This is a genomic window from Streptomyces sp. NPDC050988, from assembly GCF_044456225.1.
Classification (GTDB): Bacteria; Actinomycetota; Actinomycetes; order Streptomycetales; family Streptomycetaceae; genus Streptomyces.
The window spans coordinates 42488-63698 of the sequence record NZ_JBITFQ010000027.1 but is presented as its reverse complement, the minus strand read 5'-3'; the positions used below and the strand labels follow the sequence as shown (position 1 = coordinate 63698).

Below are 21211 nucleotides of genomic sequence, written 5' to 3'. Positions count from 1 at the left end.
TGCGGCTACTCTGCGTCGCATGCTTCATCTGCGCCTGATCACCCCCGCCGACAGGACCGACGCCGTGGTCCGCCTGATCGAGAAGACGGTCGGCACCACGCACCTGTGTGTCGTGCCGGGTGCCGCCCGCAACCCCGCGGGCGACATCGTGATGGTCGACGTGGCGCGCGAGGCGGGCGACGAACTCATCGGCGGGCTGCGCGAGTTGGAGATCGACACGCACGGCTCGATCGCCGTCGAGAACATCGACCTGTCGCTGTCGGAGCGTGCCGACAAGGCTGCGGAGGACGCGCCCGGCGAGGGCGCGGACGCGGTCCTGTGGGAGCACCTGGCGGACGCGACGCACGAGGAGTCGACGCTCTCGATCACGTACGTCGCCTTCATCACGCTCGCCACGATGATCGCGGCGTGCGGTGTGGTCCTCGACAACGCGATCCTGATCGTCGGCGCGATGGCGGTGGGCCCGGAGTTCGGCCCGCTGGCCGGCTTCAGCACGGCCCTGGTCCAGCGTCACCCGCGCCTGGCCCTGCGCTCCCTGATCGCGCTGCTGGTGGGCTTCGCGGTGGCGATGGCGGTGACGGTCGGCTTCAGCCTCTTCATGGACGGCCTCGGCCTGTTCAGCGAGGCCCAGTTGGAGGCCGACCGCCCCAACACGGCCTTCGTCTACGCCCCCGACGCGTTCTCGTTCGTCGTGGCGGTCCTCGCGGGCATCGCCGGCACCCTCTCCCTGACCTCGGCCAAGTCGGGCCTCCTGGTCGGCGTGGCCATCTCCGTCACCACGGTCCCGGCCGCCGCCAACGCGGCCGTGGCCCTCAGCTACGGAGACACCACCCAAACCATCGGCTCCACCAACCAACTACTCCTCAACCTCCTGGGCATCGTCCTGGCAGGAACACTGACCCTCCTGGCCCAGAAGTGGCTCTGGTCAAGGCAGAGAGCACGCACTTAAGGGGCGCGGGGAACTGCGCAGTCTTTGGCTTTTAGGGGCGCGGGGAACTGCGCGACCAGCCACAACCAACCCGCACCCCGCAACGAATCCACAGCCCCCACCCCCAACCCGGCCCGGAAAATCAGCCCAGCGCAGACTTCACCGCATCAGCCAACCGCCCCGCCACAGACCGAGCCTGATCAATATCCGCCGCCTCGACCATCACCCGAACCAACGGCTCGGTCCCGGAAGGCCGCAACAACACCCGCCCGGTGGCCCCGAGTTCCCGCTCGGCCTCGGCAACGGCCGAAGCCAGCTCCGCGGACGTCCCCACCCGAGACCGGTCGACATCCGGCACGTTGATGAGAACCTGCGGCAACCGCTCCATCACGGACGCGAGTTCCCGAAGCGTACGACCGGTCTGAGCGACCCGCGCCGCGAGCAACAGCCCGGTCAGCGTCCCGTCGCCCGTGGTCGCGTGGTCAAGGATGATCACGTGCCCGGACTGCTCGCCGCCGAGCGCGTACCCGTGCTCCTTCATCTCCTCCAGCACGTACCGGTCACCGACAGCGGTCTGCACGAGGGACAGCCCCTCACGCTCCATGGCCAGCTTGAACCCGAGGTTCGACATGACCGTCGCGACGACGGTGTCGGACCGCAGCTCGGAACGCTCCCGCATCGCGAGCGCGAGCACGGCGAGGATCTGGTCGCCGTCGACCTCGGCGCCCGTGTGGTCCACGGCGAGGCACCGGTCGGCGTCACCGTCGTGCGCGATACCGAGAGCGGCCCCGTGCTCGACGACGGCGGCCTTCAGCAGGCCGAGGTGGGTGGAACCGCACCCGTCGTTGATGTTCAGCCCGTCCGGGTCGGCACCGATCGTGACGATCTCGGCGCCCGCGCGAGTGAAGGCCTCGGGCGAGACCCGCGCGGCCGCGCCGTGCGCCTCGTCCAGGACGACCTTCAGACCGTCCAGACGGTTCGGAACGGCCGTGAGGAGATGGGCGACGTACTGGTCGAAGCCCTCCTCGTACGAGCGGACGCGGCCGACGCCCGAGCCGGTGGGCCGGTCCCAGGGAGCGCCGGTGCGGTGCTCCTCGTAGACGGCCTCGATCCGGTCCTCCAGTTCGTCGGCGAGCTTGTGTCCGCCGCGGGCGAAGAACTTGATGCCGTTGTCCGGCATGGCGTTGTGGCTGGCGGAGAGCATCACACCGAGGTCCGCGCCGAGCGCACCGGTGAGATACGCCACCGCGGGGGTCGGCAGGACGCCGACGCGCAGGACGTCCACGCCCGCGCTGGCGAGGCCCGCGACCACGGCGGCCTCCAGGAACTCCCCGGACGCGCGCGGGTCCCGGCCGACCACCGCCGTCGGCCGGTGGCCTTCGAAGGTTCCCGCTTCGGCCAGTACGTGTGCCGCCGCCACGGAGAGACCGAGCGTGAGCTCGGCCGTCAGATCCGCGTTGGCGACACCGCGTACGCCGTCCGTCCCGAAGAGTCGTCCCACTGGTGTCCTCCGAACTTGCTCAGGTACTCAGGCTTACTCAGAAACGTGCGGCTCGGGCCAGGGGTCCGGCTACGGCCCTTGTCAGGGTCCGGCTACGACCCCTGTCAGGTATATCCCCCGGACCTGTATATCTCCCAGGTCCCTCGCAAGGCTGCCGCCTTACAGGCCTGTCTCAAGGCAGACTTCCGGACCTGTTCCAAGGTTGTGGTAAACGAACGCCCCGGCGGCACAGAACGTGCCGCCGGGGCGTTTCGTGCAGAACAGCTGAGCGGATATTTAGCGCTTGCTGTACTGCGGGGCCTTACGGGCCTTCTTGAGACCGGCCTTCTTGCGCTCGACCGCACGGTCGTCACGCTTGAGGAATCCGGCCTTCTTCAGGGCGCCGCGGTTGTTGTCCACGTCCGCCTCGTTCAGCGCGCGGGCCACGCCGAGGCGCAGGGCACCGGCCTGACCGGAGACGCCGCCACCCGAGATGCGGGCGACCACGTCGTAGCGGTCGTCGAGCTCGAGCACCTTGAAGGGCTCGTTGACTTCCTGCTGGTGCACCTTGTTGGGGAAGTAGTCCTCAAGGGTGCGACCGTTGATCTTCCACTTGCCGGAGCCCGGGACGATCCGGACGCGGGCGATGGCGTTCTTGCGACGGCCCAGGCCGGCGGCCGGCTGCGGGTCGCCGAAGCGGCCCGCGAGCGACTCCGAGGTGTACTCGCCCTCGACGGGCGCCTCGGACTCGGTGGTGTAGTTCTCGACGTTCTCGACGAGCTCGCCCTCGGTCTCTTCGACCGGCTGCTCAACGGTGGTCTCGGCCACGATTCTCCTCAGATTCTTTTTCGTCTTAGGGGGTGGCCGGAACTACTGCGCGACCTGGGTGATCTCGAACGGCACCGGCTGCTGGGCAGCGTGCGGGTGCTGGTCGCCCGAGTAGACCTTCAGCTTCGAGAGCACCTGACGGCCCAGGGTGTTCTTGGGGATCATGCCCTTGATGGCCTTCTCGACGGCCTTCTCGGGGTTCTTCGCCAGCAGCTCGTCGTAACGGACGGAGCGCAGACCACCCGGGTAACCGGAGTGGCGGTACGCCAGCTTCTGGGTCTTCTTGTTGCCGGAGAGGTGCACCTTGTCGGCGTTGATGATGATGACGAAGTCACCAGCGTCGACGTGGGGGGCGTAGATCGGCTTGTGCTTGCCCCGGAGGATGTTCGCGGCGGTGGTCGCCAGACGGCCCAGGACGACATCCTGAGCGTCAATGACGTACCACTGGCGAGTGATGTCGCCGGGCTTGGGGCTAAACGTACGCACTTCGTAGCCTTCGCTTCTTCAGTGGATGGGTCCTGACACATGGCATCACTGAAGCGATCGTGCAGCTGGGGACGACAGTGCCGGGGACGCTGCCCGTATGCCGCCCACTGGTAACTGCTCCAGGGAACCTACGTAAGGGCCTCTCGCGTGAGAACGACCAAGCCGATACGCATAACGAAATGCAAGAGTACTCGCGCCGCCCCGGAAGGGTCAAAACGAGTGGCCCCGCCCCTTCCCTGCCGCTGCGGGCAGGCGTCCCACAGGGCGGGACCGGTGGGCACAGCCCCTGGCTCCGGGTGCCGCTCCGGATGCCCGTGAAACCAACCTCAGGGCAACCGCACCCGCCAGCAGGCACAGAGTGAGCGAGTCCCGAAAAGCCCGCCGGGTCACGGGCTCCAGGTACGGCAGGGCATGCCCCGGAACCTGCGGCACCAGTGCCACCCAGAACCACGGCCCCCGAGCCACCGCCCCCGCCTCCATCACCCCCGCAAGCAGCACGGGCAGAACCACCAGCAGATAGTGATCGTACGAGGGCCGGGACACCAGAAAAGCCGACAGCATCAACATCACCCCCGTGTCCACGACCTCCCCCTCCCGCCGCCAGCACCGATACGCACACCACACGCCGACCCCGGCGGCCCCACAGGCCAACAGCACCGCCCCGAGCCCCCGCCACCGCCGTGCGAAGACGAAGAGCAGCACCAGAGGCACCAGCAGCGGCTTCACGGCGATCGCGGCGCCGATCACGACCCCCGCCGCACCCCATCTCCCCCGGCTCGCGAGGAGGAGGGCGAAGGGCAGGGCCACGATCGCGACGACGGTCCAGTTGCCGAGCCGAACGAGATGCCCGAAGGGCGCGAACCCGAGGGCGAGCCCGGTCAGGCCGAGCACGGCGAACCGGCTGCGCCACGGGATTCCGTACAGCCGCAGCGCGCACGCCCAGCCGGCGACGAGCCCCCCGGTGACGGCGAGGGGGACGAGAAGACGCAGTACACCCCAGGGCAAAAGGGCCTGCGGGACGGCGGCGAGCACGGCTCCCGGCAAATAAAGAAAGTGCGGATCGTCATACGGGGATCCACCGTCGAGCCAGGTCCTCGCGGCCCGTACGACGATGGCGTTGTCCATGCCCCCGTCCCGTGTACGCAGGCAGGTCTCCGCCGCGCCGGCCCACAGCACGACCCCCAGAACCACCCACGCGTGCCAGGACGCGGCTCGTACCAACCACCCGGAGATGCCCCCTTTGGCCTCATTCACACTTGACACGCCAGGGGTTTCGGTGATGCCTGAGACGGACCAGCACACCCCTTGTCCCGTCTAAGATGCGGCCCATGAGCTTTGGGCAGGGGGGACCCTCGTGGGGTTCCGGGGGATCAGGTTCTCAACCGCCACAGTGGGGCGGTCAGTCACCGGACTGGGCGGCGCTGGCCGAGGCGTCCGAAACGCGCAACCGGCGCCGCAGATGGCTGCTGATCGGCGGAGGCGCGCTCGCCACGGTCGCGGTCGGCACGGCCGTCGCCATGGCCGTGGTCTCGGCGGACGGCAACGAACAGGCGTCGAACAGGCCTGCCTCCGAGCTGCCCACGTCCGCGGCCATCCCGTCGGACACCACGGGCACCGGCCCGTCCTTCGCGGAGACCTCGGCTCCGCCGCCGCTGGATCCGAAGGACTTCATAGGCAACGTCAAGAAGGACACCGCCCCGCTCGCCCCGGACCTTCTCTTCCCGGGTACGCAGCTGACGATGGGCGAGACCGTCTACAAGAAGGGCGCCTTGGCGTCCACGAAGAACTGCGCGTCGGCCGCCCAGGGCACGCTCGGCCCGGTTCTCACCAAGAACGACTGCACCCGGTTCATGCGCGTCACGTACGAGAAGGACGGGATCGCGGTGACGGTGGGCGTGGCCGTCTTCGACGCCGAGGGCCAGGCCCTCAAGGCGAAGAACGACGCCGACGCCAAGAGCGTGGTCCAGTCGCTGTCCGGTGAGGGCGTCCCCACCTTCTGCCGCTCGGCGATCTGCCGCTCGACCACCAACTCGTACGGCCGCTACACGTACTTCACGGTCGCCGGTTTCACCAACGGCAAGGACGTGACCCAGAAGGACTCCAAGGTCTTCACCACCGGCGACGACCTGGCCGAGTTCACCTTCCGGCAGATCCACCGCCGCGGCGAGTCCCAGGCGTCGGCGGCCGCCAACCAGTAGACCGCGCCTGCAGACCTCGTTCGACCGGCGGAACGGCCGCCGGAGAACAGAACGGCGGCCCGCCCCCCGGCAGGCCGCCGTCCCGTGTCTACACGCCTACTGCTGCTCGCACTTCCGCACGCCTGGTCGCGTTGCGCATGGCTACTTGTGCTTGAGCCGCAGCTTCACCGGCACCACTGCCGACTCCAGCTGCGTCCGCAGGGTCATCTTCGAGACGCCCTCGGTCCGCTCCTCGAAGCGGATCGGGATCTCGACGGCCGCGTGACCGGCCCGTACGGCCTTGAACTTGAGCTCGACCTGGAAGCTGTAGCCGGCGCTGTCCAGGGAGTGCAGGTCGACGTCGCGCAGGGTCTGGGCCGACCACAGGTTGAAGCCCGCCGTGATGTCGCGGATCTTCGTGCCGAGCACCGTACGCGCGTAGCGGTTGGCGAAGCGGGACAGCAGCACGCGGTGCGCGCCCCAGTCGTCGTCGAGCTGGCCCCCCTCGACGTACCGGCTGCCGATGACCAGGCCGACGCCCGAGGCCACGGCGGTGCCGAGCATCCGTGGGACCGCTTCCACGGGGTGGCTGCCATCGGCGTCCATCTGCACGACGTACTGCGCGCCCTCGTCGACGGCGGCGCTCATGCCCGCGACGTACGCACGCCCCAGGCCGTCCTTCTCGGTCCGGTGCAGCACGCTCATCCGGCGCCGCCCGTCCCAGTTGTACTTCTCCGCCAGCTCCTCGGCGATCCGTCCTGTACCATCCGGACTAGAGTCGTCCACTATCTTCAAGTGGAGCCCGTTCAGCGGCAGTTGAAGCACAGCCTCGGCCATTCTCGGCAGATTGGCGGCTTCGTTGTACGTAGGCATCACCACGGTGACAGCCACGTCCGCCCCCACGTCGTACGACATCTCTTTCCCTCCCCATTTCTCTGTTCGCCCCCCACCGGACGCGGGATGGCCCCGCGTCCGGCAACCCAACTCAGGTATGCACCTTGCGCTTGGCGGCGTCGTCCTTTTCCTCGGACGAGTCGTCCGTCGCCGCGCGTGTCCTTTCGAGGAGCACGAGCTGGAGGTATTTGAGCTTCTTGGTCTTGACGACCTTGAAGCTTCGCTGGATCACGGTCGCCGACGTCTTCGGCATGCCGCTGAACGGCTTCCCGTCGAGCGTGGTCGACACGAGCCAGAGCCGGTCGGCCTTGGCCAGGCACTTGGCGGGATGCGGGCACTCGGCCGCGTCGAACGAGCCCCGCTCCTGCGGTGTGCGGTACATCAGCCAGTCCTTGGGACGGCCCGCGTCGTCGCGCAGCTCGTAGGCCATGGCCCGGCGCTCGGTCTGCACACCGCTGAAGACGATGCCGTCGCCCTTCTTCTGCCCGGCCTCGATGAGCTGTGCGGCGCCCCGGTAGTCCGGCTCGCCCAGCGCGTTCTGCCGGGTCTCACGGATGCCGGGCAGCGACTGGAAGGCGATCCCGGCGACGGTGGCCGCCACGAGCACCCAGCCGAAGCCGCGCCGGGCCGCCGCCCCCGTACCGGCCTTCGCACCGGCCACGGGCCCTGCTATCCGGACCACGGCGACGGCCGCGAGCAGCACCCACGCGGGCGCCGTGAACAGCAGATAGCGCGGCAGGAAGAGGTGTAGCTGCGCGGCGGTGACATAGGTCAACAGCGGCGGCAGCACGATCCAGGCGGCCAGCGGAAGGGCCAGCCGGCCGGCGAAGAACAGCCCGACCGTGCCGAGCGCCATCACCGGTACGGCCACCGCCCAGGAACCGAAGAGGTTCATGGGGAAGTCCATCAGGTCGTCGACGCCGGGGTTGTTCCAGGCGATCTGGCCGCTCTGGCCCGAGCCCGAGACGGCCATCGGGACGACGAAGCACATGCCCAGCGTGAAGGCCGCCGCGTACGCCCAGCCCACGATCTTGTCGCCCGAGCGGCGTGCGATCACGATCATCACGAGATGTGCACCGAGCACCGCCATCGAGGCCAGGTGGCTCCAGCCGATCAGCGGCACCGAAAGCGTGTAGGCGACCCACACCTTGAACGACGGCTTGTCCAGCGCCCGCGCGAGCAGCAGCGTCGACAGCAGCACGGCCGCCACGGCGAAGGCGTACGGCCGGATCTCCTGCCCGAAGCGGGTCGTGACCGGCACGACGGCGAAGGCCAGGCCCGCGAGGATGCCCGCCTGCGTGGTGAACAGCCGCCGCCCGAGCAGGGCGAGCAGACCGGCCGAGGCCGCCATGGCCACCGCGCCGGGTATGCGCATCGCGATCGGGGAGTCCCCGGCCACCGCGAGCCACATGTGCATGAGCACGTAGTACGGCGTGAACACCACGTCGATCGAGCGGATCAGCAGGCTCAGGTCGTGGAACGACAGCGAGGCCGCCCACCAGGTGGCGTGCTCGTCCCGCCACAGCTGCCGGTCGCCGATCCCGCGCCAGATCATGGCGAATGCGAGCACCGTGGGCAGCAGAAACGTCACGGCAGTGACGAGCCGGCCGCCCTTCGCATCCTCGGGCTCGTCCTCCCCGGGCTCGTCCGCGGACGGCTCCGGCTCGACCGGCGCCGGTGCGACGGGCTCGGCGGCCTGCGCCTGCTGCTGCCCGGGCGCGGTGTGGGCGCCCTGGTCGGTGTACGCGCCCTGATCGGCGTACCGACCGGGGTCCGCGTACTGGCCGGGAGCCGCGTACGCGCCCTGCGCCGGGTCGGCATAGGTGCCCTGACCAGGACCGGCGTAGCCGCCCTGGCCGTCGGCGTACGTGCCCTGCCCGGCGTAGGCGCCCTGACCCGCGTACGGATCATGGCCACCCTGGGCATCGGGATATCCGCCGCCGTACGGCGGAGAGGCATTGACACTCATCGCTTCACCCAAATCCGGAACGCGCCGTCGCCCTTACTCGTGGTGAAGCGCGACACGGCTGCCAGGCGGTAGTGGGAATTGCCGCGCAGCGCGTCGGTCACGGCCGTATCGACCTCGGGCGTGACCGTCCCGCGCAACACGATGACGTCGAACTTCGCGTCCTTGACCGCGGCACGGTAGGCGTCGGGGCCGGAGTACTGCTTGCCCTTCTTGTCCTTGTAGTCCATGCCGAACGTGCTCTGCCACTGGTCGTAGTCGGTCTTGTCCCGCAGGTAGTACGCGGGAACCTCGTGCTCCTCGGCGAGGTAGCTGCCCTTGCGGTCGACCATGTTGCGCAGGATCGCCGTCATCTCCTTGGAGTCCGGGAAGCTGTACGCCTGCTGGGACTGCACCATGCCGAACACCAGCGTCAGGACGTAGAGCATGATCCCGAGCTGCGGGTGCCGGAAGTGCGGGCCGACGAGCCGGGACATGCCGAGGCCCGCCATCGGTCCGGCGAACAGCAGACCGAAGCCCACGTGCTTGAAGAGCGAGATCTCTGTCTGCAGGTGGATCTGGTAGGCCGGGGCGAGCAGCGCGGTGCCGGTCAGCACCAGACCGAGCGAGATCCGGCGGAACCTTCCGGGCCCCTTCTTGTCGACCCACGGCATCTCGCCCATGCTCGGGCGGATCACATAGGCGATGGAGCCCCCGAGCGCCGCGAGGAACATCAGCCCGCCCCACTCGGAGCTGTGCTGCAGGATCGTCACCGCCGTGTCGGCGCCCTTGGCGCGGTCGGTGGTGGTCTGGCTGATACCGCCGAGCGACCCGGTGTAGAGGTAGGCGGCGACCAGCATGGCGAGCATCGCCCCGCCGAACACCACACCGCGGGCGAACGCGAGCAGTCCGCGGTACCGGTAGGTGGTCAGTACCGCCAGGACCACCAGGGTCGGCAGGTACAGACCCGCCGCGTACTTGGTGCCGAAGGCCAGGAACGCCGGGGGCGCCGCGAGCACGACCATCAGGATGTGCGACCGGCCGGTCCGTACGACGATCCAGAACGACAGCGCGAGCAGGAAGATCGCCGCCGCGTCGAAGGTGGCGAAGTTGCCGAGGAACACCGTCGACTGGATGACCGAGAAGAGGGCCGCCGCTCCGAGCGCCGCCCGGACGTTGAACATCCGGCGGGTCGTCGCGTACAGCAGCGCGGTCGCGCCGAGCATGAAGAAGAGGCTGACGATACGCACTCCGGCGAGCCCGGCCACGCTGTCGGCCATGGCCGCGAGCACCGGGTACAGCTTCGGGTAGCCCGAGAAGTAGCCCTCGAAGTCACCCGGCACGGGCGTGCCGTGCAGGATGTTCCCGACCTCGTAGTGGCCGGCCGCGATGTAGAGCGCCTCGTCCTGGAACGCGGTGCCGCGCAGCCTCAGCGAGAGCCCGGTCTGGATCAGCAGGACGCAGAGCATGACCCAGCGGCCCAGCAGCTTGCTGCGCCCGCCGTCCACCGCCCACGCCGACTCCTGCACCGGCGGCAGCGTGTACCCCGGCTTCTCCGACTCCGCCTCGGGCTCGACGGACGCGGGAGCCGCCTCCGGCTCCACCGCCGTGTACGAGGCATACGGGTCGTACGGCGCGTACGTGTCGTACGCCTGCTGGTCCGTGTACGAGGACCGCAGGTCCTTGACGTCGAAGCGCCAGGTACCGGTCTCGCTGACATAGCCGCCCTGATAGGCCCCGGCCTGCTCCTGGTACGGAGGGTAGGTCGGCTGTACCCGGGGCCGGGTCTGGGCCTGCTGCGCGTACTGCCGCAGGCTCTCCTGCTGCGCGTACCGCCGCTGGTCCTCGTCGGTCGGGGCGTACTGCTGCTGGTTCCCGTGGCCGTACTGCTGGTGCTGCTGGTGCTGTCCGTTCTGCTGGTACTGCCCGTTCTGCTGCGGGTACCCGTTGTCGGCGTACTGCTGCCGGCCCTGCTGTTGCTGCCCCTGCTGATGCCCCTGCGTCTGGCCCTGCTGCTGCCCGTACCCGTGCTCGTCGTGCAACTCGGAGTCGTCCGCCCAGGTGGGCGTGCGTCGATCGCTCATGGCTTCGTCACATCGAATCCGAAGCTCGAGTTCGCCGCCTGCTCCTTGAAGGTCTTCTCCGACAGCGGACCGCTGTTGATGCGCCAGTCCGTCTCCTTGTCGAAGTTGAACCAGACGAACCCGATGACGTCGTCGCGCCGCACGGTCCCCTGGAAGAGGGACTTGATGTCGGAGGGCTTGCGCTCACCGGCCTGCGCGGCGGTCTCCGCGATGATGAACGGCTTGTTCGTGAAGCCGCGGATCTGCGTCATCGTCGGCCCGTACAGCGTCTGGTACGTGTTGGGGCCGGTGGCCGCGTAGTAGCCGATGACACCGACCCAGTCGACGTAGTCGTCGCCCGGCCAGTACGGCCTGAGCTTCACCTTCGGCATCGGGTGCGTGACGTTCGGGCTCCACACCCAGATGACCTGGGTGGCGCCCTCGTCGTCGAAGATGTCGTGGATGTGCTTGTACGCGGCGGTGAAGTCGGCGGCACTGGTCTTCTTGGTGCCCCACGGGTACCAGAAGCCGTTCATCTCGTGCGCGAAGCTGATCGCGACGGGGAGGTTCAGCTCCTTGACGGACTTCGCGTACTCACGGATGTACTCGTCCTCCTTGCCGGAGGCGACGTCCTTCATGCTGGTCTCGAAGGGCTCCCACGCGATGAACGCGACGGAGCCGTAGTCCCAGGAGTTCTTCACGAGCTCCTGCTCGTACTGGTCGCCCCAGGCGGAGTAGAACTCGATCAGGTTGGGCTTCTTGCCAGCGCGCTTCGCGAAGTCCTCGACGGCCTTCATCTTGGCGGGAGCGCCGTCGGCGGCCACGCCCAGGTACTTCTTCTTCGGCTCCAGCAGCGGCCGCACGTCGTACGGCGGCTCCGGCTTCGCGGACTCACTGGCCTCACCGGTGCCCTCGGAACCCGGCTGCTCGCCCTGTCCGCGCTCGTACTGGTCGCGGCCCTCCTCGGAGAACGTGCTGCACCCGGCCAGCAGCGCACCGGCGATGAGCGTGGCGGCGAGCGCCCGCACGGGACGTGATGCCCGCACTCGGCGTACGGAAAAACTCATGCGGTCGCTTCCTGCACTTCCTGGGCACGCGGCTGTACGAGGACACGGCCGACGACCATCGCGTAGAAGAGGCCGGCGGACAGCATCAGCGCGAAGTCCGGCGGATAGAGGGTGAGCATGCGCCAGGCGGCGACGATGATCCACAGGACGGCGGTACCGCCGGTCCAGAAGATCATGCAGTTCCAGTAGCGGCGCATGCCGTTCTTCTTGGCGCCCGCCGAGCCCGTGGGCTTCCAGCCCATCGGACGGCCCCGCAGCACGTCCCAGACCGCGAAGACGTGCGACCACCCGTACATGATCCGGACGGCCCAGGCCTCAAGACGGTAGGGCGCCCGGTGCCACAGCGGCAGGACCAGCGTCACGTACGCGACGCTCGGCAGCACCCACAGGGCGGCCTCGGCGCGCAGCAGGTCGGGCCGCAGGATCATCAGGGCGAGCGGGATGACCGGCGCGATGAACGTGGCGAGCGCGGTCTGAAGGTAGTAGAGGAAGCCCGACACATAGCAGAGCCGGGTCTTGAACTTGAGGTCCATCTCCCAGAACCGCTTGCTGGTGAGGAGCTCCAGGGAGCCCATGCACCAGCGGTACTGCTGGTTGTGGAAGGCACCGGCCGTGTCCGGGCACACACCGGCGGACAGCGCGACGGGCACGTAGCGCAGCTTCCAGCCGAGGGCCCTGAGGTCGAAGCCGGTGTACATGTCCTCGGAGTGCTCGATCAGCGTGATGCCGTTGGTCTGCTCCAGGGCCGCGCGCCGGTAGACGGCGCACGAGCCGACACAGATGGAGCCGTCCAGGTCCTCACGGGAGGTCTGTACGGACCGGTAGAACTGCTCCTGCACGGCACCCGCGCCACGCTCGATCCAGTTCTGCGCGTCGACGATGCGGAAGAACTGCGGCGACTGCACGATGGCGCACTTCTCGTCGTCGTCCATGTGCGGCAGCAGCTCGTCGAGCAGGTCGGCGCGCGGCGCGAAGTCGGCGTCCAGGATCAGGATGTGGTCGCCGTCGGTCCTCTCGAAGGAGTAGTTGAGGTTGCCGGCCTTCTTGAACCAGCCGCGGTTGGGCCGCACCACGTAGTTGAACCCGAAGTCGCGGGCCATCGCCCCGACCTCTTCCTCGGCCGCGTCGTCCAGGACGTACGTCTTCACGACACCCTGGTAGCTGTCCGCGAGCCGGTTCACATGGACCCAGGTGTTGTGGAGCACCTCCAGGGGCTCACCGCACACCGGCAGGAAGATGTCCACGCTCGGATACACCGCGGGCTGCCACTTGCGCACGAGGCGCTTGTGGCCCTTGATGTCGAAGTCCTTGCTGAGCCCGTCGAGGTACAACGAGATCAGGTAGTCCGCGATGATGAACGCCAGCAGCGGCAGCGTCAGCCAGAACCACGGACTCGACGCCGTGAACAGGAACTGGCTCATCGCCAGACACGCGAAGCTGATCAGCGAACCGACCGTCAGCACCCACAGGTACCGACGGGAGTACGAGTACTTCTCGACGTCGTCAGGCGGCGTCGGCAGGAGCCCATGACTCTGCGGCGTCCTTTTTCGTTTCCTGTTCTGCGGAACACGAGCAGTCCCCACTGCACTCATGCAAAACCCCCGGGGCCGTTGCGGCCCGTTACCCCCACCCGAACTCGGCCAACCCCTAATCGAACCTTCAGCCGAGCAGCGGAATCATAACCGAGTTTCACAGGTTACGTCCGAACGTACGTGTTACGCAGGGGTTTCATCACACGCCACAGCGGGCATACGAAGCCACTTGCCCCTTTGTTCCAGGGACGCGGCTCCCGTCAGCAGCACCCCGCTCCCGGCAAGGTCCGCCGGTTACGAGCCTCCTTGTTCCGCGCCGCCAACAGCTCGTCGGCCGGATACCCGACCTCTTCGAGCGTCAGCCCGTGCGGCCGTACCACATGCACGGCGGAGTCCCGCACCCCCGCGGCGAGCACCTTGCCGGGCCAGTCGGCCCCCCGGTGCCCGTCCCCCACGAACAGCAGCGCCCCGATCAGCGACCGCACCATGTTGTGGCAGAAGGCATCGGCCCGCACGGTGGCGGTGATGACCCCGTCACTCCCCCGCTCCAGACTCAGCTCCTGAAGCGTACGAATGGTCGTGGCGCCCTCGCGCTTCTTGCAGTAGGCGGCGAAGTCGTGCTCCCCGAGGAGATGCCGCGCGGCCTCGTTCATGGCGTCGACGTCGAGCGGCCAGTCGTGCCAGAGGACATGGCTGCGCAGCAGCGGATCCACGCCACCGGGGTTGTCGGTGACGCGATAGGCGTACCGCCGCCAGACCGCCGAGAACCGCGCGTTGAAGCCGTCAGGGGCCTCCGCCAAGGACCACACCCGCACATCCTTGGGCAACCGCCCGGCCAGCCGCTTGAGCAGCTTCTCCCGGTGCTCGTCCCACAGCTCCACCGGCAGATCGACATGAGCCACCTGCCCGCGCGCATGCACGCCGGCGTCGGTCCGCCCGGCAACGGTCAGCTCGTACGTCGTGTCCTGCGACCGTGTGACGGTCCGCAGCGCGTCCTCGATCTCCCCTTGGACGGTCCGGCGCCCCCCGGCCTGCTTGGCCCAGCCGGAGAACTCGCTCCCGTCGTAGGAAAGGTCGAGACGGACGCGGACGTACCCGGGCTCTGCTTCGTCACTCACCTGGAGATCCTCTCAAGAACACAGAAGCGGACCCGCCCCTCGAAAGGAACGGGCCCGCTCAAGCACGCCCCAAAGGGGCGCGGGGAACTGCGCGACAAGCCACGACGGAGCCGCAGCCGCCGACGCACAGCCCCCGGCAGAACGCTTACGCGTCCTTGGACTCCTCAGCGGCGGCCTCGTCGGCCTTGGTCACATCGACCTTGGCGTCCTCGACCTGGGTCTCCTCGGCCTTGGCCTCAACAGCGGCGGCCTCGGCATCCTTCGCGGAACGCTTCGTCGCCGCCTCGGCCTCACCGGTGGCCTGCTGGGCCACGGTCAGGGCCTCCACCAGCTCGATGACAGCCATGGGCGCGTTGTCGCCACGGCGGTTACCGATCTTGGTGATACGGGTGTAGCCACCCGGACGGTTCTCGTAGCGCGGGCCGATCTCGGTGAAGAGCGTGTGCACGACGCTCTTGTCCGTGATCACCGAGAGCACCTGACGGCGGTTGTGAAGGTCGCCCTTCTTCGCCTTGGTGACCAGACGCTCGGCGTACGGCCGGAGCCGACGGGCCTTCGCCTCAGTGGTCGTGATCTTGCCGTGCTCGAAGAGCGACTTCGCGAGGTTCGCGAGAAGCAGCTTCTCGTGCGCGGCACTGCCGCCCATACGGGCACCCTTGGTGGGCTTCGGCATGGTGTTTCTCCTAGGTGTCTGCCCCGGCCGTATCAGGTACCGAGGTCAGTGTCCGAGCAGGCGATCGCCTGTCGGAGATCCGGGAGCTGCCCCGAAGGGGCGCTCCCGGAAGGGGCGCGGGGAACTGCGCGACAAGCCACAGCGCACCCGCACCCGAGTATGGACCATCGAGCCCGAGCTGTTAGTACTGCTCGGTCTCCACGAACCCGGCATCCACGTCGTCGTCCGCGCCAAAGGCGTCGGCCGCGGCGGTCGGGTCGAATCCGGGCGGGCTGTCCTTCAGGGCCAGGCCCATCCCGGCAAGCTTCGCCTTGACCTCGTCGATCGACTTCGCACCGAAGTTACGGATGTCGAGCAGATCCGCCTCGGACCGAGCCACGAGCTCACCCACGGAGTGGATGCCCTCGCGCTTGAGGCAGTTGTACGACCGAACGGTGAGCTCAAGCTCCTCGATCGGCAGAGCCAGGTCGGCGGCGAGCGCGGCATCCGTCGGGGACGGACCCATGTCGATGCCCTCGGCATCGATGTTGAGCTCGCGGGCCAGACCGAACAGCTCGACCAGGGTCTTGCCGGCCGACGCCATGGCGTCACGCGGACGCATGGCCTGCTTGGTCTCGACGTCGACGATCAGCTTGTCGAAGTCGGTGCGCTGCTCGACACGCGTCGCCTCGACCTTGTACGTGACCTTCAGAACGGGCGAGTAGATCGAGTCGACCGGAATACGACCGATCTCCTGACCGACCTGCTTGTTCTGCACGGCGGAGACGTAGCCACGGCCACGCTCGACCGTCAGCTCCATCTCCAGCTTGCCCTTGCCGTTGAGCGTGGCGAGGACCAGGTCGGGGTTGTGGACCTCGACACCGGCCGGGGGCGCGATGTCGGCGGCGGTGACCAGACCCGGACCCTGCTTGCGCAGGTACATCACGACCGGCTCGTCGTGCTCACTGCTCACGACGAGCTGCTTGATGTTGAGGATCAGGTCGGTGACGTCTTCCTTGACGCCCGGCACGGTGGTGAACTCGTGCAGGACACCGTCGATGCGGATGCTGGTGACAGCCGCACCGGGGATCGAGGAGAGAAGAGTCCGGCGGAGCGAGTTGCCGAGGGTGTAGCCGAAGCCCGGCTCCAGCGGCTCGATCACGAACCGGGAGCGGAACTCGTCGACGACCTCTTCGGTCAACGAGGGACGCTGAGCGATCAGCATGAAGTGAATCCTTCAGTCAGGGGCACCCACTATTTGATGCCCTTGCCACCGGGCGGTAGCCCGTTGTGTTACAGCTACAAGGGTACGGGCGGCACGGCCCCGAAAGGCCATACCGCCCGGACCCCAGAAAAATCAAGACAACCGTGCGTCAGACGCGACGGCGCTTGGGCGGACGGCAGCCGTTGTGCGGCGTGGGCGTCACGTCCTGGATGGAGCCGACCTCAAGACCGGTCGCCTGCAGCGAACGGATGGCCGTCTCGCGACCCGAACCCGGGCCCTTGACGAAGACGTCGACCTTGCGCATGCCGTGCTCCTGCGCGCGGCGGGCGGCCGACTCGGCGGCCATCTGCGCGGCGAAGGGGGTGGACTTGCGCGAGCCCTTGAAGCCGACGTGGCCGGCGGAGGCCCAGGAGATCACGTTGCCCGAGGGGTCCGTGATCGAGACGATCGTGTTGTTGAACGTGCTCTTGATGTGCGCGTGACCGTGAGCGACGTTCTTCTTTTCCTTGCGGCGCACCTTCTTGGCAGCGCCCTGACGACCCTTGGGGGGCATCTATAACTCCTACGGGGAGGTGGTCGGTCCTACAGCGAAGACCGCTGATGAAGCGTTGTCCGCTGCGGACTACTTCTTGCCCGGCTTCTTCTTGCCGGCGATGGCGCGACGCGGGCCCTTGCGGGTACGAGCGTTCGTGCTGGTGCGCTGACCGTGGACGGGCAGGCCACGACGGTGGCGCAGACCCTGGTAGCAGCCGATCTCGACCTTGCGGCGAATGTCGGCCTGAACCTCACGGCGGAGGTCACCCTCGGTCTTGAAGTTGTTGTCCACGTACTCGCGGATCCTGACCAGCTCCTCCTCGGAGAGGTCACGAACGCGGGTGTTGGGGTTGACGCCGGTGTCGGCCAGCGTCTTCTGCGAGAGGGTCCGGCCGATGCCGAACACGTAGGTGAGGGCAACCTCCACGCGCTTTTCGCGCGGGATGTCAACACCGGAAACGCGTGCCATTCAATGGCTCCAGTTGTCGTTCGGAGGTCTTCCGCAAAACCGGCTCCCAGCCGCCGTATGAGGTACGAACTGGGTCCCCGGCCTCCGACCGGGGGTATCGGAATCCCTGCGAACAGCGGATCCGGGCTCTGCGTATGAACATGTAACTACTTGCGTCGCGCGAAGCTCTGCGGGTGCAGAAGGTTCGGTCGTGCGTCAGCCCTGGCGCTGCTTGTGCCGCGGGTTTTCGCAGATGACCATGACCCGGCCGTGACGGCGGATCACCCTGCACTTGTCGCAGATCTTCTTGACGCTCGGCTTGACCTTCATTGGGTGAGGTTCTCCGGGTCAGTGCCACCGCCCCGCGGAATACGGGACACAGGCAAGATCTACTTGTACCGGTAGACGATCCGGCCACGGGTCAGGTCGTACGGAGACAACTCCACCACGACCCGGTCGTCAGGGAGGATGCGGATGTAGTGCATGCGCATCTTGCCGCTGATGTGTGCCAGGACCTGGTGGCCGTTCTGGAGCTCGACCTTGAACATGGCGTTCGGAAGAGACTCGACGACAGTGCCCTCGATCTCGATGGCACCTTGCTTCTTGGCCACGCTTCGCCCTTCGAATCGACTACCTTGATCGACCCCGCACTTACTGCACGCAGACATGCAGATGCACGAGAGCCGACGAGTCAGTCTACGCCAGGGCCCTCGGAAAGACGAATCGAGATAGCCTGCCCCGCTTGGAAGATCCCTAAGCAGCAGGGGGCGCTCAGGGGCGCGGGGAACTGCGCGACCAGCCCCCACGGGCCCGCAGCCGCGACACACACACCAGCTCACCCCTAGAGAGCGAACTCACCCCAAGGGATCAGGCGCAGCCGTGATCCCATACTCGGCCAGCTTCGCCTTACCCCCGTCGGGAGCGGTAAGCACAAGCGGACCACCCTCGGTCAGAGCGACAGAGTGCTCCCAGTGGGACGACCACGTACCGTCCGTAGTGATGACCGTCCAGTCGTCGGACAGCACCTCGGTCTTCGGCGTACCCAGCGAAACCATGGGCTCAATGGCAAGGCAGAACCCGGGAACGAGCTTCGGCCCCTTGCCCCGCCGCCGCTCCACGTAGTTCAGCAGATGCGGATCCATGTGCATCTCGGTGCCGATGCCGTGGCCGCCGTAGTCCTCGACGATCCCGTACTTGCCGCCGCCGGGCTTCGGCTGCCGCCGGATGTACGTCTCGATGGCGCGGGAGACGTCGACGAGCCGGTTCCCCAGCTTCATGGCCGCGATCCCGGCCCACATCGACTCCTCGGTCACCCGGGACAGCTCGATGAGCTCCGGAGCGTGACCGGAACCGACGAAGGCGGTGAAGGCGGCGTCCCCGTGCCAGCCGTCGACGATGGCGCCGGCGTCGATGGAGATGATGTCGCCGTCCTTGAGCACGACGTCGTCGCTCGGGATGCCATGCACGACGACCTCGTTCGCCGAGGTGCAGATCGTCGCGGGGAACCCGCCGTACCCCAGGAAGTTCGACTTGGCGCCGTGCTCGGCCAGCACCTTGCGGGCGACCTCGTCCAGGTCCTTCGTCGTGGCCCCGGGCACCGCCGCGTCCCGTGTCGCCCTGTGGACGGCGGCGACGACCAGGCCCGCCTCACGCATCTTGGCGATCTGCTCGGGGGTCTTGATCTGCACCATGAGGGCCCGCGCTCTCCGTCTTCTCTGCCTGCTCGGTTACGTACACAACAGTACGGCCGCGGCGCCCCACAAGGGCACCGCGGCCGAACCAGCCAGGACGACTACTTGTCGTCGCCGCCCTCGCTGTCGCTCTTGTCCTCGTCGCTCTGGTCCTTGTCCTCGACCTGGCGGTCGAGGGCGTCCATCGCGCGCTTGGTGACGTCGTCCACCTTGCCGAGCGCCGAGATCGTCACGACCAGGCCCTGGGCCCGGTAGTAGTCGATGATCGGCTCGGTCTGCGTGTGGTAGACCTCCAGGCGCTTGCGGACGGTCTCCTCGGTGTCGTCGTCGCGCTGGTACAGCTCGCCGCCGCAGGCGTCACAGACGTCCGCCTTCTTCGGAGGGCTGTACGTCACGTGGAAGACGTGACTCGAATCCCTGCGGCAGATGCGGCGGCCGGCGATGCGCTTGACCACCTCGTCCTCGGGGACCTCCAGGTCGAGCACCGCGTCCAGCTCCACAGCGTCGGCCTTGAGCGCCTGGTCGAGCGCCTCGGCCTGCGAGACGTTCCGCGGGAAGCCGTCGAGCAGGAAGCCGTTCGCGGCGTCCGGCTGCTCCATGCGGTCCCTGGCCATGGCGATCGTGACCTCGTCCGGCACAAGGTTTCCCTCGTCCATGTACGACTTCGCCAGTTTGCCGAGTTCCGTCTGCTGGCTGATGTTCGCACGGAAGAGGTCGCCCGTGGAGATGTGCGGGATCGACAGGTTCTGGGCGAGGAACGCGGCCTGCGTTCCCTTGCCCGCACCGGGCGGCCCGACGAGGACGATACGCATCAGCGGAGGAACCCTTCGTAATTGCGCTGCTGGAGCTGGCTCTCGATCTGCTTCACCGTCTCCAGACCCACACCCACGATGATGAGGATGCTGGTACCGCCGAACGGGAAGTTCTGGTTTGCCCCGAAACCAACCAACGCCATCGTCGGTACGAGAGCGATCAGACCCAGGTACAGCGAACCCGGCCAGGTGATCCGGTTGAGTACGTATCCCAGGTACTCAGCGGTCGGACGGCCGGCCCGGATGCCCGGGATGAAGCCACCATACTTCTTCATGTTGTCCGCGACTTCCTCGGGGTTGAACGAGATAGCCACGTAGAAGAAGGCGAAGAACACGATCAGCAAGAAGTACGTGCTGATGTAGATCGGGTGGTCACCCTTGGTGAGGTTCTGTTCGATCCAGGTCTTCCAGCCGGACGTCCCACCTGCGAACTGAGCGATCAGCGCCGGGATGTAGAGCAGCGACGAGGCAAAGATCACAGGGATGATGCCGGCCTGGTTGACCTTCAGCGGGATGTACGTGGACGTGCCGCCGTAGGACCGGCGACCGATCATTCGCTTCGCGTACTGGACGGGAATGCGGCGCTGAGCCTGCTCCACGAAGACGACCAGACCGACCATGACGAGACCGACCGCGATCACGGTGCCGAACTCGATCCAGCCGCCCGCGAGGTTGCCCTGCACCTTGATGGCCCACAGCGCGGACGGGAAGGTCGCGGCGATCGAGATGAACATCAGGATCGACATGCCGTTGCCGATGCCGCGGTCGGTGATGAGCTCACCGAGCCACATGACGACGGCCGTACCGGCGGTCATCGTGATGACCATCGTGATCGTGACGAAGATCGACTGGTCGGGCACGATCTGGTTCGCGACCGGGCAGCTGGTGAACAGTGCACCACTGCGGGCGGTGGCCACCAGGCCGGTGCCCTGCAGGATGGCCAGGGCCACCGTCAGATAACGGGTGTACTGCGTGATCTTCGCCGTACCGGCCTGACCCTCCTTCTTGAGGGCCTCCAGACGCGGGATCACCACGGTCAACAGCTGCAGAATGATGCTCGCCGTGATGTACGGCATGATGCCCAGCGCGAAGATCGTGATCTGCAGCAGGGCGCCACCGCTGAACATGTTGACCAGACCGAACAGGCCCGTGTTCTGGCTCGCGTCGTCGATACAGATCTGGACGTTCTTGTAGTCGACACCGGGGATCGGGATGTGCGTACCAACCCGATAGACCACGATGATGCCGAGCGTGAAGAGCAGCTTCTTGCGCAGGTCGGGCGTCTTGAACGCCCGGGCGAACGCGGTGAGCACGGTGCCTCCTGCGACCCC

Annotated in this window: 21 protein-coding genes; 2 read left to right on the top strand and 19 right to left on the bottom strand. The window is 67.4% G+C overall.

From position 1 onward, the window contains the following. Nucleotides 1–19: 19 nt before the first annotated feature. Nucleotides 20–949, top strand: a complete 930-nt coding sequence (locus tag ACIBEI_RS37830) for a DUF389 domain-containing protein (RefSeq protein WP_398895034.1) — start codon at nucleotides 20–22, stop codon at nucleotides 947–949. A 121-nt stretch (nucleotides 950–1070) separates the two neighbouring features. Here the strand turns inward: ACIBEI_RS37830 and glmM are convergent, their stop codons facing one another. From glmM to ACIBEI_RS37810, 4 genes are all read right to left on the bottom strand, one after another. Continuing rightward, entirely contained in the window at nucleotides 1071–2429 is a 1359-nt protein-coding gene (glmM, locus tag ACIBEI_RS37825) for a phosphoglucosamine mutase (RefSeq protein ID WP_398895033.1), read from the bottom strand. Between the two features lie 276 nt (nucleotides 2430–2705). Continuing rightward, nucleotides 2706–3236: a 30S ribosomal protein S9 gene (gene rpsI / locus ACIBEI_RS37820; protein WP_398895031.1), complete on the bottom strand. Its 531-nt coding sequence runs from the start codon at nucleotides 3234–3236 to the stop codon at nucleotides 2706–2708. 42 nt (nucleotides 3237–3278) lie between these two features. Beyond that, a complete protein-coding gene (rplM, locus tag ACIBEI_RS37815) occupies nucleotides 3279–3722 on the bottom strand; it encodes a 50S ribosomal protein L13 (RefSeq protein ID WP_055614906.1) in 444 nt (147 codons plus the stop codon). 210 nt (nucleotides 3723–3932) lie between these two features. Continuing rightward, complete coding sequence (locus ACIBEI_RS37810) at nucleotides 3933–4976, bottom strand: glycosyltransferase family 87 protein (protein WP_398895029.1); 1044 nt, start codon at nucleotides 4974–4976, stop codon at nucleotides 3933–3935. A 74-nt stretch (nucleotides 4977–5050) separates the two neighbouring features. Between ACIBEI_RS37810 and ACIBEI_RS37805 the strand changes: the two genes are divergently transcribed. Continuing rightward, entirely contained in the window at nucleotides 5051–5920 is an 870-nt protein-coding gene (locus tag ACIBEI_RS37805) for a hypothetical protein (RefSeq protein WP_398895028.1), read from the top strand. A 141-nt stretch (nucleotides 5921–6061) separates the two neighbouring features. Here ACIBEI_RS37805 and ACIBEI_RS37800 read toward each other — a convergent pair whose 3' ends face one another. The 15 genes from ACIBEI_RS37800 to secY all read right to left on the bottom strand — a co-directional run bounded on the left by ACIBEI_RS37800 (nucleotide 6062) and on the right by secY (nucleotide 21193). Next, complete coding sequence (locus ACIBEI_RS37800) at nucleotides 6062–6814, bottom strand: polyprenol monophosphomannose synthase (protein WP_143642837.1); 753 nt, start codon at nucleotides 6812–6814, stop codon at nucleotides 6062–6064. Between the two features lie 70 nt (nucleotides 6815–6884). Continuing rightward, nucleotides 6885–8762: a glycosyltransferase family 39 protein gene (locus tag ACIBEI_RS37795; protein WP_398895026.1), complete on the bottom strand. Its 1878-nt coding sequence runs from the start codon at nucleotides 8760–8762 to the stop codon at nucleotides 6885–6887. After that, on the bottom strand, nucleotides 8759–10822 hold the full coding sequence (locus tag ACIBEI_RS37790; RefSeq protein ID WP_398895025.1) for a hypothetical protein: 2064 nt from the start codon (nucleotides 10820–10822) through the stop codon (nucleotides 8759–8761). Before ACIBEI_RS37790 ends, ACIBEI_RS37795 begins: the two co-directional genes overlap by 4 nt. Beyond that, on the bottom strand, nucleotides 10819–11868 hold the full coding sequence (locus ACIBEI_RS37785; RefSeq protein ID WP_398895023.1) for a glycoside hydrolase family 26 protein: 1050 nt from the start codon (nucleotides 11866–11868) through the stop codon (nucleotides 10819–10821). The genes ACIBEI_RS37790 and ACIBEI_RS37785 overlap by 4 nt, the downstream gene beginning before the upstream one ends. Further along, a complete protein-coding gene (locus ACIBEI_RS37780; protein ID WP_189845065.1) occupies nucleotides 11865–13460 on the bottom strand; it encodes a glycosyltransferase family 2 protein in 1596 nt (531 codons plus the stop codon). The genes ACIBEI_RS37785 and ACIBEI_RS37780 overlap by 4 nt, the downstream gene beginning before the upstream one ends. A gap of 200 nt (nucleotides 13461–13660) precedes the next feature. Continuing rightward, nucleotides 13661–14518 carry a tRNA pseudouridine(38-40) synthase TruA gene (gene truA / locus ACIBEI_RS37775; protein WP_398895022.1) on the bottom strand — a complete coding sequence of 286 codons (858 nt, stop codon included), beginning with the start codon at nucleotides 14516–14518 and terminating at the stop codon, nucleotides 13661–13663. A gap of 145 nt (nucleotides 14519–14663) precedes the next feature. Continuing rightward, nucleotides 14664–15191, bottom strand: a complete 528-nt coding sequence (rplQ, locus tag ACIBEI_RS37770) for a 50S ribosomal protein L17 (protein ID WP_398895020.1) — start codon at nucleotides 15189–15191, stop codon at nucleotides 14664–14666. A gap of 181 nt (nucleotides 15192–15372) precedes the next feature. After that, complete coding sequence (locus ACIBEI_RS37765) at nucleotides 15373–16395, bottom strand: DNA-directed RNA polymerase subunit alpha (protein ID WP_019055532.1); 1023 nt, start codon at nucleotides 16393–16395, stop codon at nucleotides 15373–15375. Between the two features lie 148 nt (nucleotides 16396–16543). Next, a complete protein-coding gene (gene rpsK / locus ACIBEI_RS37760; RefSeq protein WP_003956432.1) occupies nucleotides 16544–16948 on the bottom strand; it encodes a 30S ribosomal protein S11 in 405 nt (134 codons plus the stop codon). A 69-nt stretch (nucleotides 16949–17017) separates the two neighbouring features. Next, complete coding sequence (rpsM, locus tag ACIBEI_RS37755; RefSeq protein WP_107022207.1) at nucleotides 17018–17398, bottom strand: 30S ribosomal protein S13; 381 nt, start codon at nucleotides 17396–17398, stop codon at nucleotides 17018–17020. Nucleotides 17399–17593: 195 nt separating this feature from the next. Continuing rightward, nucleotides 17594–17707 carry a 50S ribosomal protein L36 gene (rpmJ, locus tag ACIBEI_RS37750; RefSeq protein WP_003998809.1) on the bottom strand — a complete coding sequence of 38 codons (114 nt, stop codon included), beginning with the start codon at nucleotides 17705–17707 and terminating at the stop codon, nucleotides 17594–17596. Nucleotides 17708–17766: 59 nt separating this feature from the next. Further along, complete coding sequence (gene infA, locus ACIBEI_RS37745; protein WP_003948620.1) at nucleotides 17767–17988, bottom strand: translation initiation factor IF-1; 222 nt, start codon at nucleotides 17986–17988, stop codon at nucleotides 17767–17769. Between the two features lie 243 nt (nucleotides 17989–18231). Continuing rightward, nucleotides 18232–19068, bottom strand: coding sequence for a type I methionyl aminopeptidase (gene map / locus ACIBEI_RS37740; RefSeq protein ID WP_398895017.1), 837 nt, complete (start codon nucleotides 19066–19068; stop codon nucleotides 18232–18234). A gap of 101 nt (nucleotides 19069–19169) precedes the next feature. Beyond that, on the bottom strand, nucleotides 19170–19880 hold the full coding sequence (locus tag ACIBEI_RS37735) for an adenylate kinase (protein WP_398895015.1): 711 nt from the start codon (nucleotides 19878–19880) through the stop codon (nucleotides 19170–19172). After that, complete coding sequence (gene secY / locus ACIBEI_RS37730; protein WP_143642845.1) at nucleotides 19880–21193, bottom strand: preprotein translocase subunit SecY; 1314 nt, start codon at nucleotides 21191–21193, stop codon at nucleotides 19880–19882. The genes ACIBEI_RS37735 and secY overlap by 1 nt, the downstream gene beginning before the upstream one ends. Nucleotides 21194–21211: the final 18 nt, after the last annotated feature.